14 protein-coding genes are annotated in these 15,906 nt (G+C 63.6%); 7 read left to right on the forward strand and 7 right to left on the reverse strand.

Annotated features, from left to right (window positions below; genetic code table 11):
* Positions 1-46: 46 nt before the first annotated feature.
* Positions 47-1,540: an aldehyde dehydrogenase gene (locus LT40_RS16565; RefSeq protein ID WP_043192197.1), complete on the forward strand. Its 1,494-nt coding sequence runs from the start codon at positions 47-49 to the stop codon at positions 1,538-1,540.
* A gap of 23 nt (positions 1,541-1,563) precedes the next feature.
* On the opposite strand, the gene LT40_RS16570 is transcribed toward LT40_RS16565, so the two are convergent.
* Complete coding sequence (locus LT40_RS16570) at positions 1,564-3,126, reverse strand: phospholipase D family protein (protein ID WP_043192198.1); 1,563 nt, start codon at positions 3,124-3,126, stop codon at positions 1,564-1,566.
* 54 nt (positions 3,127-3,180) lie between these two features.
* Entirely contained in the window at positions 3,181-4,620 is a 1,440-nt protein-coding gene (locus tag LT40_RS16575) for an aminotransferase-like domain-containing protein (protein WP_043193777.1), read from the reverse strand.
* A 165-nt stretch (positions 4,621-4,785) separates the two neighbouring features.
* Between LT40_RS16575 and LT40_RS16580 the strand changes: the two genes are divergently transcribed.
* On the forward strand, positions 4,786-5,022 hold the full coding sequence (locus LT40_RS16580) for a DUF1127 domain-containing protein (protein ID WP_043192199.1): 237 nt from the start codon (positions 4,786-4,788) through the stop codon (positions 5,020-5,022).
* Between the two features lie 21 nt (positions 5,023-5,043).
* Here LT40_RS16580 and LT40_RS16585 read toward each other — a convergent pair whose 3' ends face one another.
* Positions 5,044-6,336 (reverse strand): NAD(P)/FAD-dependent oxidoreductase, encoded by a 1,293-nt coding sequence (locus tag LT40_RS16585; RefSeq protein ID WP_043192200.1) that lies wholly within the window; start codon positions 6,334-6,336, stop codon positions 5,044-5,046.
* 121 nt (positions 6,337-6,457) lie between these two features.
* Between LT40_RS16585 and LT40_RS16590 the strand changes: the two genes are divergently transcribed.
* Positions 6,458-6,811: a YkgJ family cysteine cluster protein gene (locus LT40_RS16590; RefSeq protein WP_043192201.1), complete on the forward strand. Its 354-nt coding sequence runs from the start codon at positions 6,458-6,460 to the stop codon at positions 6,809-6,811.
* Positions 6,812-6,823: 12 nt separating this feature from the next.
* On the opposite strand, the gene LT40_RS16595 is transcribed toward LT40_RS16590, so the two are convergent.
* Complete coding sequence (locus LT40_RS16595; RefSeq protein ID WP_043192202.1) at positions 6,824-7,312, reverse strand: Lrp/AsnC ligand binding domain-containing protein; 489 nt, start codon at positions 7,310-7,312, stop codon at positions 6,824-6,826.
* A 156-nt stretch (positions 7,313-7,468) separates the two neighbouring features.
* Between LT40_RS16595 and dadA the strand changes: the two genes are divergently transcribed.
* The 3 genes from dadA to LT40_RS16610 all read left to right on the forward strand — a co-directional run bounded on the left by dadA (position 7,469) and on the right by LT40_RS16610 (position 10,588).
* Complete coding sequence (dadA, locus tag LT40_RS16600) at positions 7,469-8,770, forward strand: D-amino acid dehydrogenase (protein ID WP_043192203.1); 1,302 nt, start codon at positions 7,469-7,471, stop codon at positions 8,768-8,770.
* A gap of 78 nt (positions 8,771-8,848) precedes the next feature.
* Positions 8,849-9,916, forward strand: a complete 1,068-nt coding sequence (gene alr / locus LT40_RS16605) for an alanine racemase (RefSeq protein ID WP_043192204.1) — start codon at positions 8,849-8,851, stop codon at positions 9,914-9,916.
* A gap of 123 nt (positions 9,917-10,039) precedes the next feature.
* Positions 10,040-10,588, forward strand: coding sequence for a cupin domain-containing protein (locus LT40_RS16610; RefSeq protein ID WP_043192205.1), 549 nt, complete (start codon positions 10,040-10,042; stop codon positions 10,586-10,588).
* 18 nt (positions 10,589-10,606) lie between these two features.
* On the opposite strand, the gene LT40_RS16615 is transcribed toward LT40_RS16610, so the two are convergent.
* Entirely contained in the window at positions 10,607-11,101 is a 495-nt protein-coding gene (locus tag LT40_RS16615) for a GNAT family N-acetyltransferase (RefSeq protein ID WP_043192206.1), read from the reverse strand.
* A gap of 119 nt (positions 11,102-11,220) precedes the next feature.
* Here LT40_RS16615 and LT40_RS16620 point away from each other — a divergent pair, with 119 nt between their 5' ends.
* The gene (locus LT40_RS16620; protein ID WP_043192207.1) at positions 11,221-13,170 is read left to right on the forward strand and encodes an acetyl-CoA hydrolase/transferase C-terminal domain-containing protein; all 1,950 of its coding nucleotides are present in this window, start codon (positions 11,221-11,223) and stop codon (positions 13,168-13,170) included.
* On the opposite strand, the gene LT40_RS16625 is transcribed toward LT40_RS16620, so the two are convergent.
* Together LT40_RS16625 and rep are read right to left on the reverse strand one after the other, a co-directional pair.
* Positions 13,160-13,732: a xanthine phosphoribosyltransferase gene (locus LT40_RS16625; RefSeq protein ID WP_043192208.1), complete on the reverse strand. Its 573-nt coding sequence runs from the start codon at positions 13,730-13,732 to the stop codon at positions 13,160-13,162. The genes LT40_RS16620 and LT40_RS16625 overlap by 11 nt on opposite strands.
* 58 nt (positions 13,733-13,790) lie before the next feature.
* Positions 13,791-15,800: a DNA helicase Rep gene (gene rep, locus LT40_RS16630; protein WP_043192209.1), complete on the reverse strand. Its 2,010-nt coding sequence runs from the start codon at positions 15,798-15,800 to the stop codon at positions 13,791-13,793.
* Between the last annotated feature and the right edge of the window lie 106 nt (positions 15,801-15,906).

Genomic DNA, 15,906 nt, shown 5'->3' on the forward strand with positions numbered 1-15,906 from the left:
TCAGCCTTGCACGGCCGGGCTTTGCATTCAATCACAGGAGATCCGTATGACCACTCTGACTCGCGCTGACTGGGAGCAACGTGCCCAGCAGCTGAAGATCGAAGGGCGCGCGTTCATCAACGGCGAGTACACCGACGCCGTGTCGGGCCAGACCTTCGAATGCGTAAGCCCCGTCGACGGTCGACTGTTGGCCCAGGTGGCCAGCTGCGATGCTGCCGACGCTCAGCGCGCGGTCGAGAATGCCCGCGCCACGTTCGATTCCGGGGTCTGGGCCAAAGCCGCGCCGGCCAAGCGCAAGGCCACCCTGATTCGTTTCGCCGGGTTGCTGCGCGAGCATGCCGAGGAACTGGCGCTCCTGGAAACGCTGGACATGGGCAAGCCGATCAGTGATTCGCTGAACATCGACGTGGCCGGCTCGGCCAATGCCTTGGCCTGGAGCGGCGAGGCCATCGACAAGGTCTACGACGAAGTCGCCCCGACCCCACACGACCAGCTCGGGCTGGTCACCCGGGAAGCGGTGGGCGTGGTGGCCGCAGTGGTGCCGTGGAATTTCCCTCTGATGATGGCCTGCTGGAAGCTGGGTCCGGCCCTGGCCACGGGCAACTCGGTGATCCTCAAGCCGTCGGAGAAATCCCCGCTGACGGCCATTCGCATCGCGCAGCTGGCGATCGAAGCCGGCATCCCGAAAGGCGTGCTCAACGTGCTGCCCGGCCATGGCCACACGGTCGGCAAGGCGCTCGCCCTGCACATGGACGTGGACACCGTGGTGTTCACAGGTTCCACCAGAATCGCCAAGCAACTGATGATCTACGCGGGCGAGTCGAACATGAAGCGCGTCTGGCTGGAAGCGGGCGGCAAGAGCCCGAACATCGTGTTCGCCGATGCACCCGACCTACAGGCGGCGGCCGATTCGGCGGCCAGTGCCATTGCCTTCAACCAGGGCGAGGTCTGCACGGCCGGTTCGCGCCTGCTGGTGGAACGTTCGGTCAAGGAGCGCTTCCTGCCGATGGTGGTCGAGGCGCTGAAGGCCTGGAAGCCGGGCAACCCGCTGGACCCGGCGACCAATGTCGGTGCGCTGGTGGATACCCAGCAGATGAACACGGTGCTGTCGTACATCGCTGCCGGTCAGGAAGGCGGCGCCACCTTGCTGGTGGGCGGCAAGCGCATCCTTGAAGAAACCGGTGGCACCTACGTCGAACCGACCATTTTCGATGGCGTGACCAATGCCATGAAGATCGCCCAGGAAGAAATCTTCGGGCCCGTGCTGTCGGTGCTCACCTTCGACACCGCCGAGGAGGCCGTACGCATCGCCAACGACAGCGCCTATGGCCTGGCGGCGGCGGTATGGACCGCAGACATCTCCAAGGCGCACCTGACCGCCAAGGCACTGCGCGCAGGCAGCGTGTGGGTCAACCAGTACGACGGTGGCGACATGACCGCGCCGTTCGGTGGGTTCAAGCAGTCGGGCAACGGCCGTGACAAGTCACTGCATGCGTTCGACAAATACACCGAACTGAAGGCGACCTGGATCAAGCTCTGATCCACTGCCAGTCGGGTTGGGGGTCAAAGCATCTTCTCCAGCCCGATCACCTCACTGGCCCACGCATTCAGCCGACGCCACCAGTCACCCGGTTCGCGGTACAGGGTGTGCATCTGCTGATGGTCCTCGGTGTCCCACACTACCTGGCCATTCTCCAGACGCACCTGATAGCTGCGCGCAGGTGACATACCCTCATGGGCCAGGTGGCGCATCTGTGCCGCCAGTTCCGGGCTGTCGACCAGCACGCCCACCTCGGTGTTCCACAGCACCGAACGCGGGTCGAAGTTGAACGAGCCGATGAAGGATTTGCGCTCGTCGAAGATCATCGCCTTGCTGTGCAGGCTTGAATCGGAACTGCCGCTAAAGCTCAACGTGCCACCGGCATCGTCGCCCGGCTGGCGACGCAGCTCGAACAGCTTCACTCCGTGCTCGAGCAAGTTCTTGCGGTAGGGCACGTAGCCGCCGTGCACCGCCGGTACGTCGGTCGCTTCCAGGGAATTGGTCAGCAGGCTGACGTCGACGCCGGCGTCGGCGCGTCCGGTGAGATAGTCGCGGCCCGCTTCGCCGGGCACGAAGTAGGCGGAAATCAGCATCAGTTCATGCTTGACCTGGGTCAGCTCCGGAGCGAGCTGCGTGGTCAACAGCAGGTGCGGGTCGGGCTCGCCTCGGGCCAGTACCTTGGTCGGCGCATCCCACAGCGCCTGGCCCCAGGCCCAGATCAACTGGCGTCGCCAGACGTCCAGCTGCGGCGCACTCTGGTAGGTCATCAGGCGTTCGTAGAGGGCATGGTGCTGGCTCCGCGAGGTGGTCAGGGACTTTTCCAGGCGCACCCGCGACGCAGCCAGGTGTTTGGCCGTCGGCACCGTGAACAGGAAGTTGGCAATCGGCTGGCTCAGGGCACTGTTCCAGTATTGGTCGAAGCTGTAGCCCAGCTGCTGGGCCACCGGGCCAAAGCCGAGCAGATCGATGTCAGTGAAGTTCATGTCCGGCTCGGCGTCGAAGTATTCGTCGCCCAGGTTGCGTCCGCCGACGATGGCCACGCTGTTGTCGGCCAGCCACAACTTGTTGTGCATGCGCCGGTGTTGCCGGGACAGGTGCAACAGGCGACCCATCGCGCGGGTGACGCCAGTCGAACGGCCTAAGTGCGTCGGGTTGAACAGTCGGATCTGGATGTTGTGATGCGCCGCCAGGGTGGCGATGGTCTTGTCCAGGCCATCGCTGGTGGTGTCGTCCAGCAGGATGCGCACGCGCACGCCGCGGTCGGCAGCCTTGAGCAGCTCGTCGACCAGCGCCCGGGTACTGAAACCGTCATGCACGATGTAGTACTGCAGATCGAGGCTGACCTGGGCATTGCGGATCAGCTCGGCGCGCGCGCGGAACGCCTCGTCACTGCTCGACAGCAGGCGGAAACCCGACTGGCCACGGTGGGCTTGTACTTGGGCCTGCACCGACCTGCCGAAGGCCGATTGCTCGGCCGGTAGCATCTCGCTGTACTCGCGCGGCGCATTCACGCTGGCACAGCCTTGCAGTGCCAGGATCAAGGTCAACAGCAGCGGTAACAGCCTGGGGCAGGGCAAAGCGATCATCCTTGTGGGGTAGCTGGTGGGGAGGCGGGCGTGCCGTTCGACCTTGGCATGGGCTCAAAGGTCGGCGTCAGGGTGCGGATTTTCCATGAGCAACTGCTGCGCGCAGCTTCCTACCGTGCGCACCGCGGCCTCGATCTCGGGCGAAGGCTTGCTGGCGAAGTTCATGCGCAGGCAATTACGGTACTTGCCCGAAGCCGAAAAGATACTGCCCACGGCGATCTGCACGCCCTGGTCGAGCAGCAGGCGGTTGAGCTTGAGGGTATCGAAACCTTCGGGCAGTTCGACCCACAGCATGAAGCCACCCTGCGGACGGCTGCAGCGGGTGCCCGCGGGAAAGTAGCGGGTGACCCAGTCGATCATCAGGTCGCGGCTACGCTGGTACTGCGTACGCATGCGGCGCAGGTGCGGTTCGTAATGGCCACCCTTGATGAATTCGGCGATGGCCAGTTGCGGCTGCGTGGCCGTCGAGCCGGTGCCGATGTACTTCATGTGCAGCACCCGCTCCAGGTAGCGACCCGGCGCCACGAAGCCGATCCGCAGGCCGGGGGCCAGGGTCTTGGAAAACGAACTGCACAACAGCACGCGGCCGTCTTCGTCGAACGACTTGATGGTGCGCGGACGCGGATAGCTGAAGGCCAGGTCGCCATACACATCGTCCTCGATGATGGCCACGTCGAAGCGTTGCGCAAGCGTCAGCAAGGCGCGCTTGCGAGCTTCGGGCATGACGTAGCCCAGCGGGTTGTTGCAGTTGGGCGTCAACTGTATGGCCTTGATCGGCCATTGTTCCAGTGCCAGCTCCAGGGCTTGCAGGCTGATGCCGGTCAGCGGGTCGGTGGGGATCTCCAGGGCTTTCATGCCCAGGCCCTTGAGGGTCTGCATGGCGCCGAAGAAGCTGGGCGAGTCCACCGCAACGATGTCGCCGGGTTCGCAGATGGCGCGCACGCTGGCCGACAGCGCCTCGTGGCAGCCGGTGGTGACGACCAGTTCGCCAATGCTTAGCTGGCAGCCAGCATCCACCAGTAATCGGGCGATCTGTTCGCGCAGCGCCTGGGTGCCATGCAGCGAGTCGTAGTAGAGGCCTGGCATCGCCTGGTGCCGACTCAGGCGGGCCAGCTCGCGCAGCAAGGGCCGCAGGGTCGGGCTGCTCACATCGGGCATGCCGCGGCCCAGCTGCACCACGTCGTCGCGCGGCGCGGCGCGCATCAGCTCGACGACCTGGTCCCACTGCGAGATGTCCACGGGACGCTGCATGGGTCGGCCTACCGCCGGCAACGCTGGCAGCTCGCGGGCAGTGGGCACGAAGTAACCGGACTTGGGCCGGGGCGCTGCCAAGCCATGGTCTTCGAGCTGTCGATAGGCTTGCTGCACGGTGCTCAGGCTGACGCCGTGCTCGATGCTCAGGGCGCGCACCGAGGGCAGGCGATCGCCAGGACGGTAAAGACCCTGCTCGATGCGCTGGCTGAGCAGTTGGGCAAGGTTCATGTACAGCGTCATGGGCGTGCTCGAACTGATGACCATACAGATGCGTGGAAAATACAGCATTCAGACGCACTGGTCAGCCATCTGTATGAAAAACATAAGCGATTTTTGAATCTGTATTAAGTGGTGTCGGCTGCGGCACCATGGCCTTGCTGTCCAAACACTTCAAGGAGAACGGCCATGAACGGCTTGAGCGATGTACGTCTGCTGCTGCGCAACGAAGAACTGCTGGAAGAGCCGAAGGTGCGCTCCCGTGCCCGGTGCGCCTCAGCGGATTTGGGGCGATGGGCGCTGATGCTGCATCACTTGCGCACACGGCCCGCTTTGCTCGAACTGGACAAGGACCAGCTGCGCGACATCGGTCTGGATGCGCAGCAGGCGCGCCGCGAGGGCATGAAGCCGTTCTGGCGCCTGTAGGGGCGCTGCTGGGCGCTGCGTCTAGCCCAGTTCCTTGAACCGGTGCCAGAGCATGCCCAGCGCCAGCAGGGGCGAGCGCAGGTGGCGGCCGCCGGGAAAGGTCATGTGCGGCACCTTGGCGAACAGGTCGAAGCCACGGCTGGCCTGGCCGCTGATGGCTTCGCCGAGCAGCTTGCCGGCCAGGTGCGTCACGTTCAGCCCGTGCCCGGAATAGGCCTGGGCATAGAACACGTTGGGCTGCTCCTTGAGCCTGCCGATCTGCGGCAGACGGTTGGCACCGATGCCAATCATGCCGCCCCATTGATAGTCGATGCGCACATTCGCCAGCTGCGGGAACACGTCGAGCATCTTGGGCCGCATGTATTCGGCGATGTCCTTGGGATCGCGCCCCGAATAGTGACAGGCGCCGCCGAACAACAGGCGCCGGTCGGCGGACAGTCGGTAGTAGTCCACCGTTACACGCTGGTCGCACACCGCCATGTTGCGGGGCAGCAGCTGCCGCGCCTGTTCGGGGTTCAGCGGCTCGGTGGCGATGATGTAGCTGCCGGCCGGCAGCACCTTGCCACTCAACTGCGGGTTGAGATCGTTCAGGTAGGCGTTGCAGCCCAGCACCAGGAAGCGTGCCCGCACCTGGCCTTGAGCGGTGTGCACGCGCACTTGCGGGCCATATTCGATACGCGTCACCCGCGAGTGCTCGAAGACCTGCACACCCAACTGCCGGGCCACTTCGGCCTCACCCAGGGCCAGGTTGAGCGGATGCAGGTGGCCGGAGCCCATGTCGACCAGGCCGCCGTGGTAGCGATTCGAGCCGACCACGCTGTGCATGTCCTGCGCCTCGATCACTTGCAGTTCGTGCCGGTAGCCAAGGCTGCGCAGGGCTTCGGCGTCTTCGACGAACCCCTGCAGCTGGGCCGGCTTGTTGGCCAGGTCGCAGTAGCCCCAGGTCAGGTCGCACTCGATACGGTGCTGGTCGACCCTCTGACGGACGATCTCGACTGCTTCCAGCCCCATCAGGGTCAGGTCGCGCACACCCTCGTCGCCGATGGTCTTGCGAAACTGCTCCAGATCATGGCCGACGCCGCGAATCAATTGCCCGCCGTTGCGCCCACTGGCGCCCCAGCCAATCTGGTGGGCCTCGAGCAGGGCCACGCTGAAACCGCGCTGGGCCAGTTCGATCGCCGTGTTCAGCCCGGAGAAACCGCCGCCTACCACGCAGACGTCGACGCTGACCTCACCCAGCAGGGGCGGGTATACCGGCTGCCGATGCAGACTGGCGGCGTAGTACGAGGCGGCGTGCTCGGCGCGAGCGTTCATGGGTGTGATCCTGATTGGAGGGCTTGGAAAAGTGTTTGGAAAATTTGACGCAGCATAAGCCGGGGTTTCCCACGGCGGCAACCGCGCGGCACAATGGCGCCTCGTCCATCCGGTGACCTTCATGAGCTGCAACAGCCACAAGCTTCGCTTCCTGCGCGAGCAGATCCCTTCGTTCGAATGCGTGCCGGGATGCCATGACTGCTGCGGGCCGGTGACCACTTCGTCCGAGGAAATGGCCCGCCTGCCGCGCAAGACGGCTGCCGAACAGGAGGCCGCGCTGGCGCGTTTCGACTGTGTGCATCTAGGGCCGCAGGGGTGCACGGTGTATGAAGAGCGTCCGCTGATCTGCCGACTGTTCGGAACCACGCCGACCCTGCCGTGCCCCAACGGACGGCGTCCGGTGGAGTTGATCGACCCTGCCGTGGAGCATCAGGTGCACAAGCTGATCGCCAGTACCCGCCAGGTGCTGGTTTGAAGCGTCTGCGGTTCAGTCCGGCACTGGCAGGTTCAAGCTCTCCTTCACCTCTTCCATGACGATGTAGCTCTTGGATTCGCGCACATGGGGCAGTTTCAGGAGGATGTCGCCCAGCAGCTTGCGGTAGGAGGCCATCTCGGAAATGCGGGCCTTGACCAGATAGTCGAAGTCGCCCGACACCAGGTGGCACTCCAGCACGTGGGGCAGCTTGAGGACCGCGCGGCGAAATTCCTCGAAGGTGTCGCCCGACTTGTAGTCCAGGCTGATCTCGACGAACACCAGCAGGCTGCCGCGCAAGTGTTGCGGATTGAGCCGGGCGTAATAGCCCATGATGATGCCTTCGCGTTCCAGGCGGCGGACCCGTTCGGTGCAGGGTGTGGTCGACAGGCCGACCTTCTCGCCCAGCTCGGTGAACGACATGCGCCCGTCGGCCTGCAATATGCGCAGGATGTTGCGGTCGATCTTGTCGAGTTCGCGTTTGCTCTGATGCTGGGTACGCACAGGCGATGCCCCTCCGTTAAAGCGTCGATGGCCGAGAATTGTCGCCAAATATAGCCTTGCATACAGTGAAAAGCACTGGCTGGACCTTTTTATACTGCCCACATCTTCGGACCTAACATCTTACGTCAGCGGATTTCCGCGATGAGGGCGACACACATGCGCGTTCTGGTACTCGGTAGTGGTGTGATCGGCACCGTCAGTGCCTATTATCTGGCTCGGCAAGGCATGGACGTGACCGTGGTCGATCGCCAGCCGGCCGTCGCCATGGAAACCAGCTTCGCCAATGCCGGGCAGGTGTCGCCGGGCTATGCCTCGCCCTGGGCCGCGCCGGGTGTGCCGCTCAAGGCGATCAAATGGCTGCTGGAGCGTCACTCCCCGCTGGCGATCAAGCTGACCGGCGATGTCGACCAGTACCTGTGGATGGCGCAGATGCTGCGCAACTGCACCGCCAGCCGTTATGCGGTGAACAAGGAGCGCATGGTGCGCCTGTCCGAGTACAGCCGCGACTGCCTCGACGAGCTGCGCGCCGAGACCGGCATCGCCTATGAAGGCCGGACCCTGGGCACCACCCAGCTGTTCCGCACCCAGGCGCAACTGGACAACGCGGCCAAGGACATCGCTGTGCTGGAGCAGTCCGGCGTGCCCTACGAGCTGCTCGACCGCGAAGGCATCGCCCGCGTCGAGCCGGCCCTGGCGTCGGTGACCGGCATTCTGGCCGGTGCCCTGCGCCTGCCCAACGACCAGACCGGCGACTGCCAGATGTTCACCACCCGCCTGGCGCAGATGGCCAGGGACCTGGGCGTGCAGTTCCGCTTCGGCCAGGCCATCGAACGTCTGGACTTCGCCGGCGATCGCATCAACGGTGTCTGGATCGACGGCAAGCTGGAAACCGCCGACCGCTACGTGCTGGCACTGGGCAGCTATTCGCCGCAGCTGCTCAAGCCATTGGGCATCAAGGCGCCGGTATACCCGCTCAAGGGCTACTCGCTGACCGTGCCGATCACCAATGCGGCGATGGCGCCAACCTCGACCATTCTCGACGAGAGCTACAAGGTGGCGATCACCCGTTTCGACAACCGCATCCGCGTCGGTGGCATGGCCGAGATCGCCGGTTTCGACCTGAGCCTGAATCCACGTCGTCGCGAAACCCTGGAAATGATCGTCAATGACCTCTACCCGCAGGGTGGTGATCTGACTCAGGCCAGCTTCTGGACCGGGTTGCGGCCGACCACCCCGGACGGCACGCCGATCGTCGGTGCCACGCCGTTCAAGAACTTGTTCCTCAATACCGGTCACGGTACTTTGGGCTGGACCATGGCATGCGGTTCGGGACGCTTGCTTGCCGACCTGATCGCGCGTAAAAAGCCGCAGATCAGCGCCGCCGGCCTGGACATATCGCGCTACGGACAGCCACACGAAACGGTCCGCCAGGGTCAGTCGGCGCCGGCGCATTCGTAACTGTTGGTCCAGGATCGCCGCCCTGCGCGGCGGTCCTTGCAACTTTTTACCCTTCAAACTTTGCAAAAGAAGCCCGCCATGCGTCCAGCCCGCGCCGTGATCGACCTCTCCGCCTTGCGCCACAACTATCGACTGGCACGCCAGATGAGTGGGGCGAAGGCGTTGGCCGTGGTCAAGGCCGATGCCTACGGGCACGGTGCAGTGCGTTGCGCCCAGGCGCTGGAAGGCGAGGCGGACGGGTTTGCCGTGGCCTGCATCGAGGAAGCCCTGCAGCTGCGTGCGGCGGGTATCACCGCGCCAGTGTTGCTGCTCGAAGGTTTTTTCGAAGCCAGCGAATTGCCGCTGATCGTCGAGCACGGCCTGTGGTGCGTGGTGCATTCGCTATGGCAGCTCGAGGCCATCGAGCAAGCGCGCTTGAGCCAACCGTTGCAGGTCTGGCTGAAGCTCGATTCGGGCATGCACCGCGTGGGTCTGCATCCCAAGGATTACCAGGTTGCCTATCAACGTCTGCTGGCCAGCGGCAAGGTGGCCAAGATCGTGCTGATGAGCCACTTCGCCCGCGCCGACGAGCTGGACTGCCCCAGCAGTACCGAGCAGCTGGCGGTGTTCGACGCCGCCCGCCAGGGGCTGAGCGCCGAGATCAGCCTGCGCAATTCCCCGGCCGTGCTTGGCTGGCCGCAGATCCCCAGCGACTGGGTGCGCCCCGGCATCATGCTGTACGGGGCCACGCCGTTTGAAACCGACACCGCCGCCAGTGCGCCGTTGCAGCCGGTGATGACCCTGCAATCCAAGGTCATCAGCGTCCGCGAACTGCCCGCCGGGGAGGCCGTGGGCTACGGCGCGCGCTTCGTCACCCAGCGGCCCAGCCGGATCGGTGTAGTGGCCATGGGTTATGCCGATGGTTACCCGCGCCTGGCGCCCAATGGCACGCCGGTGCTGGTCGACGGGGTACGTACCGTGCTGGCGGGGCGGGTGTCGATGGACATGCTCAATGTCGACTTGACCGACGTGCCCCAGGCGGGCGTCGGCAGTACGGTCGAGCTGTGGGGCAAGCAGGTGCTGGCCAGCGACGTCGCCCAGACGGCAGGCACCATCGCCTATCAGATCTTCTGCAACCTGCGCCGCGTGCCGTTGCAGTACGTCTAGGCGAACCGCCTGGCCGCGCCACGCCTGGCCAAGGCATTGCCCGCCCACGTGTTGTAAATCCTGAACGCTGTTGCCATGATACGGGCCATCATGAACTGCACAGCATTCCAGGAGGCTTAAGCATTGGACGTCGGCGAACGACTGCAAGCCATTCGCAAACTCAAGGGTTTGTCCCAGCGTGAACTCGCCAAACGGGCGGGCGTCACCAACAGCACCATTTCCATGATCGAGAAGAACAGCGTCAGCCCCTCGATCAGCTCGCTGCGCAAGGTGCTGGGCGGGATTCCGATGTCCATGGTGGAGTTCTTTTCCGAAGAACTGCAGGCCGAGCGTCCTACCCAAGTCGTCTATAAAGCGGACGAGCTGATCGATATCTCCGACGGCGCGGTGACCATGAAACTGGTCGGCAAGGCCCATCCCAGCCGGGCCATCGCCTTTCTCAGCGAGGTCTATCCGCCCGGTGCCGACACGGGCATGGAAATGCTCATGCATGAAGGCGAGGAGACCGGCATCCTGGTGGAAGGGCGTCTGGAGCTGGTGGTTGGCCAGGACACCTACGTGCTCGAAGAGGGCGACAGCTACTATTTCGAAAGCAGCAAGCCCCATCGTTTTCGCAATCCGTTCGACAGGCCCGCCCGCTTGATCAGTGCCGCCACGCCGGCAAACTTCTGAGCCTTCCGCCTGCTGGGATCAGCCTGCAGGCGTTTGCAGCACGTCGAACAGCTGTTCGCCGAGCTGGAATTGCGCGACGACGTCCATGCCCATTTTTTGATGAGCCTTCAGTGAGCCGACGTTGCTGCGGTTGATGAACAGCAGTCCGCGGCGCTCCCCCATGTAATCACACAGCTTTGTGTAGAGAGCCTTGGGCAGGCCCTGGCCGCGCATCGAGGCATCTACGCAGATAGGGCCATAGGCGTAGGCATCGTCAATGGCGGGGCAGGCGGCGAACATGGCCTTGACGGGCGCAGCGGCTCCGTCAGCATTTTCGGCGCTGAACAGCACGCCTTTTACCTGTTCGCCGTCGATCGCGACAACGATGGGCGTACCTATTTCGATCCACGTGCGCACCACGGCCTCGGACCAGTCGCCATACAGGGTTCCGCCGTTGGCGGCCGAGTTGGCAACCAGCAGGCGGGAGATCGCCGCGGCGTCGGTACGGGCGGCAAGACGAAGTTCGAGCGTCATCGGGTATTCCTGAGTAATCTTGATTGGGTCTCTCACCCGGCCGGCGCAAGCGGTGGGTGTGCAACGATCACAACAGGATAGCGGTCCAACCTGCAAATAACAGGTCAGGAGGCCAGAGCATGGTGCACCGATGTTCAATCGAAGCGGCCGTGGACCAGGTATTGCAGCGTTTGCCCACGCATATCCACATGGGCATGCCACTGGGCCTGGGCAAGCCCAACCGCTTCGTCAATGCGCTGTATGCCCGCATCAAGGGCCTGCCCGAACGCCGCCTGACGATCTACACCGCACTGGTGCTGGGCCGCCCACCGCTGGGCGATGGCCTGCAGAAACGGTTGCTGGAACCGTTCGTGGAGCGGGTTTTCGGCGATTACCCCGAGTTCGACTTTCTCGCCGACCTGCGCAGTGATGAGCTGCCCGCGAACGTCAGTGTGCAGCAATTCTTCATGCAGCCGGGCAGCCTGTTGGGCAGCACCACGGCGCAGCAGAGCTACATCAGCAGCAACTACAGCCATGCCGCCCGCGACATCAATGCCAAGGGGTTGAACCTGGTGGCGCAGTTGGTCAGCCAGAACCCTGAAGATGCCGAGCGCCTGAGCCTGAGCTGCAACCCGGACATCACCCTGGACCTGCTGCCGATGATCGAAAAGCGTCGCGCTGCGGGCGAGACCATTCTGATGCTGGGCCAGGTCCATGAAGCACTGCCGTTCATGCCGGGCAGTGCCGAGATCGACAGCGCGGCATTCGATCTGCTGATCGATACCCCTGAGCAATCGACGCTGTTTTCCACACCGAACATGCCGGTGGGTGTGCAAGACCATTTCATCGGTCTGCACGCCAGCACCCTGGTGCGCGACGGCGGCACGCTGCAGATCGGTATCGGTGCAATGGGTGATGCCTTGAGCGCCGCCTTGCTTGCGCGCCAGGCCGACAACGCCGGTTACCGGGCGCTGCTCGATGAGCTCGACCTGTCGCCCTGGCAGGCGTTGATCCAGGCCGAAGGCGGGGTGGAGCCCTTTGCCACCGGTCTGTATGGCTGCAGCGAAATGTTCGTCAACGGTTTGCTGGCCCTGGCCGAGGCGGGGGTGATACGCCGTAAGGTGTATCCGGACGTGGCCCGCCAGGCTGCGGCCAACGCTGGCGTGCTGCAAACCGCGGAGGACCGGGATGGGGTGGTGGTGCACGGCGGTTTCTTCCTTGGCCCGAACAGTTTCTATCAGCGCCTGCGCGAGCTGCCCTCGGCCAGCCTTGCGCAGTTCGACATGACCGCGATCAGCTACATCAACGAGTTGTATGGCGACGAGCCGCTCAAACGTCTGCAACGGCGCGATGCGCGCTTCATCAATACCGTGTTCACGGCCACCGTCATGGGCGCGGCAGTGTCGGACCAGCTTGAAGACGGGCGGGTCATCAGTGGGGTTGGTGGGCAATACAACTTCGTTGTCCAGGGGCACGCGCTGGAGGATGCGCGTTCGGTCCTGATCCTGCGCAGCTGGCGCGAATCGGCGGGCGTCATCAGCTCCAATGTGCTGTGGGATTACGGCCACTGCACGATCCCCCGACACCTGCGCGACATCGTCGTGACCGAGTACGGCATCGCCCAGTTACGCGGGCGTAGCGATGCCGAGGTGATCGAGGCGATGATCAACATCAGCGATTCGCGCTTTCAGCCCAGCCTGATCGCCGAGGCTCAGCGCGCAGGGAAGTTGAACAAGGATTTCGTGCTCGATCCGCGCTTTGCCAACAACACCAGCGAGCGTCTGGAGGCGATCCGCAATCGACACGCGTCGCTGTTTCCGGAGTACCCGCTGGGGTGCGACTTCACCGACGAGGAGAAGGACCTGCTGCGCGCGCTGAACTGGCTCAAGAGCAAGTTCAAGCTCAGCGAGCTCCTCGAGCTGGGCAAGGCGGCCATGGAAGCTCCCGAGGCCAGCCGCTACCCCCTGCACCTGCAGCGCATGGGGCTGGATCAGCCACAGGGGTTGCGCGAGGAGCTCTACCAGCGCCTGGTACTGGCCGCCCTGCAGGAAACCGAAAACCCCATGTTCCAGGAGCGGGTCACTCCATGAAGGTCACGACGCCGTTGGCCAGCGACTGCACGCGGGCCAGGGATTCCACGCGATAGCCTTGCGCATCGAGTTCGGCGCGGCCGCCCTGGAAGGATTTCTCGATGACGATACCCAGCCCGGCCAGTTTGGCACCGGCCTGGTTGATGATCGAAATCAACGCCTGCGAGGCCTTGCCATTGGCGAGAAAATCGTCGATCACCAGCACGGTATCGTTGCTGTTCAAATGACGTGGCGAGATGGCCACCGTGCTCTCTGTCTGCTTGGTGAACGAATACACCGAGGCCACCAGCAGGTTTTCCGTCAGCGTCAGCGACTGATGCTTGCGCGCGAAAATCACCGGTACGCCCAGGCGCAGCCCGGCCATCACCGCCGGGGCGATGCCCGAAGCCTCGATGGTGACGATCTTGGTGATCCCGGCATCGGCGAACCGGCGGGCGAACTCGTCGCCGATCTGCTGCATCAAGAGCGGATCGATCTGGTGGTTGAGAAAGGCATCGACCTTCAATACCTGATCGGAAAGCACGATGCCTTCTTCGCGAATCTTTTTGTGCAGAGCTTCCACGGTGGTTCCTCGATGTACCAATGTGCGCGGGCCGGCTATGGCCCGGGCAGGGTTGAATTCAGCGTTTGAGCATGGCGCGGATATCGGCCAATGCGGTATTGCCGCGCACGGCTTTGACTTCCGTGGGCGTGTCGTCGTTGCCTTCCCAGGCCAGGTCGTCGGGCGGCAGCTCGTCCAGAAAGCGGCTGGGCGCACAATCGATGATCTCGCCGTACTGCTTGCGCTTGGCGGCGAAAGTGAAGGCCAGGGTCTGCCGCGCGCGGGTGATTCCCACGTAGGCCAGGCGGCGCTCTTCTTCGATGGTGTCGGCCTCGATGCTGGAGCGGTGCGGGAGGATTTCCTCTTCCATGCCCATGATGAACACGTAGGGGAATTCCAGGCCCTTGGACGCGTGCAGGGTCATCATCTGCACGCCCTCGGCGCCGTCCTCTTCTTCCTGCTGGCGTTCGAGCATGTCGCGCAGCACCAGCTTGCCGATGGCTTCCTCGACCGTCATGGCACCGTCTTCGTCTTTCTCCAAGGTGTTCTTCAACGCCTCGACCAGGAACCACACGTTGCTCATGCGGTAGTCGGCGGCCTTCTCGCTGGAGCTGTTGGTGCGCAGCCACTGCTCGTAGTCGATGTCCATGACCATGCTACGCAGCGCACCGATCGGGTCTTCGCCGGCGCACTGCTCGCGAACCTTGTCCATGTAGCGCTTGAAGCGGCCCAGGCGGTCGGTGAAGCGTGCGTCCAGATGCTCGCCCAGGCCGATCTCGTCGGTGGCCGCGTACATCGAGATCTTGCGCTCGGTGGCATAGTTGCCGAGTTTTTCCAGGGTCGTGGAGCCGATTTCCCGGCGTGGCACGTTGATCACCCGCAGGAAAGCGTTGTCGTCGTCCGGGTTCACGATCAGGCGGAAATAGGCCATCAGGTCTTTCACTTCCTGACGCCCGAAGAAGCTGTTGCCGCCGCTCAACCGATAGGGAATCTGGTGGTGCTGTAGCTTGAGCTCGATGAGCTTGGCCTGGTAGTTGCCGCGATAGAGGATGGCGAAATCGCTGTAGGGCCGGTCGGTGCGCAGGTGCAGGCTGAGAATCTCGACGGCCACCCGTTCGGCTTCGGCATCTTCGTTGCGGCAACGGATCACGCGGATTTCATCGCCGTGACCCATCTCGCTCCACAGCTGCTTCTCGAAGGCATGCGGGTTGTTCGAGATGAGCACGTTGGCGCAGCGCAGGATGCGGCTGGTGGAGCGGTAGTTCTGCTCCAGCATGACCACCTTCAGCGACGGGTAGTCGTCCTTGAGCAGCATCAGGTTTTCCGGCCGCGCACCACGCCAGGCGTAGATGGACTGGTCGTCGTCGCCGACCACGGTGAACTGGTTGCGCGTACCGATCAGCAGCTTCACCAGCAGGTACTGGCTGGCGTTGGTGTCCTGGTACTCGTCCACCAGCAGGTAACGCACCTTGTTCTGCCACTTCTCGAGGATGTCCGGGTGTTCCTGGAACAGCTTCACCGGCAGCAGGATGAGGTCGTCGAAGTCCACCGCATTGAACGCGCGCAGCGTGCGTTGATAGTGGGTGTAGACGATGGCGGCGGTCTGTTCCTTGGGGTTGCGCGCGTTTTCCAGGGCTTCGGGCGGCAGCACCAGGTCGTTCTTCCAGGCGCCGATCATGTTCTTGATCTCGTCGACGCCGTCCTCGCCCGAGTACTCTTTTTGCATGATGTCGGTCATCAATGCTTTCACGTCGGCTTCGTCGAAGATCGAGAAGCCCGGCTTGAAGCCCAGTCGCGTGTGTTCCTTGCGAATGACGTTGAGGCCCAGGTTGTGGAAGGTCGAGACGGTCAGGCCGCGCCCTTCGCCGCCGCGCAGCAGGCTGCCGACGCGCTCTTTCATCTCCCGCGCCGCCTTGTTGGTGAAGGTCATGGCGACGATGTACTGGGCACGGATGCCGCAGTTCTGGATCAGATGGGCGATCTTGCGGGTGATCACGCTGGTCTTGCCGGAACCGGCACCGGCGAGCACCAAAAGAGGGCCGCCGACATAGTTCACGGCTTCTTGCTGCCGGGGGTTGAGTCGGGACATGACGGGAGTCACTGACGAAATGGCCGCGCATTTTAGCACCGCTGGTCACGCTGTGCCGCGACCGCAGATCCATTAAAATTTGCCGGTTTGGCGACTTTGCAGCAGG

Origin of the sequence: Pseudomonas rhizosphaerae, from assembly GCF_000761155.1 — a bacterium.
In the GTDB taxonomy this organism is placed as follows: Bacteria; Pseudomonadota; Gammaproteobacteria; order Pseudomonadales; family Pseudomonadaceae; genus Aquipseudomonas; species Aquipseudomonas rhizosphaerae.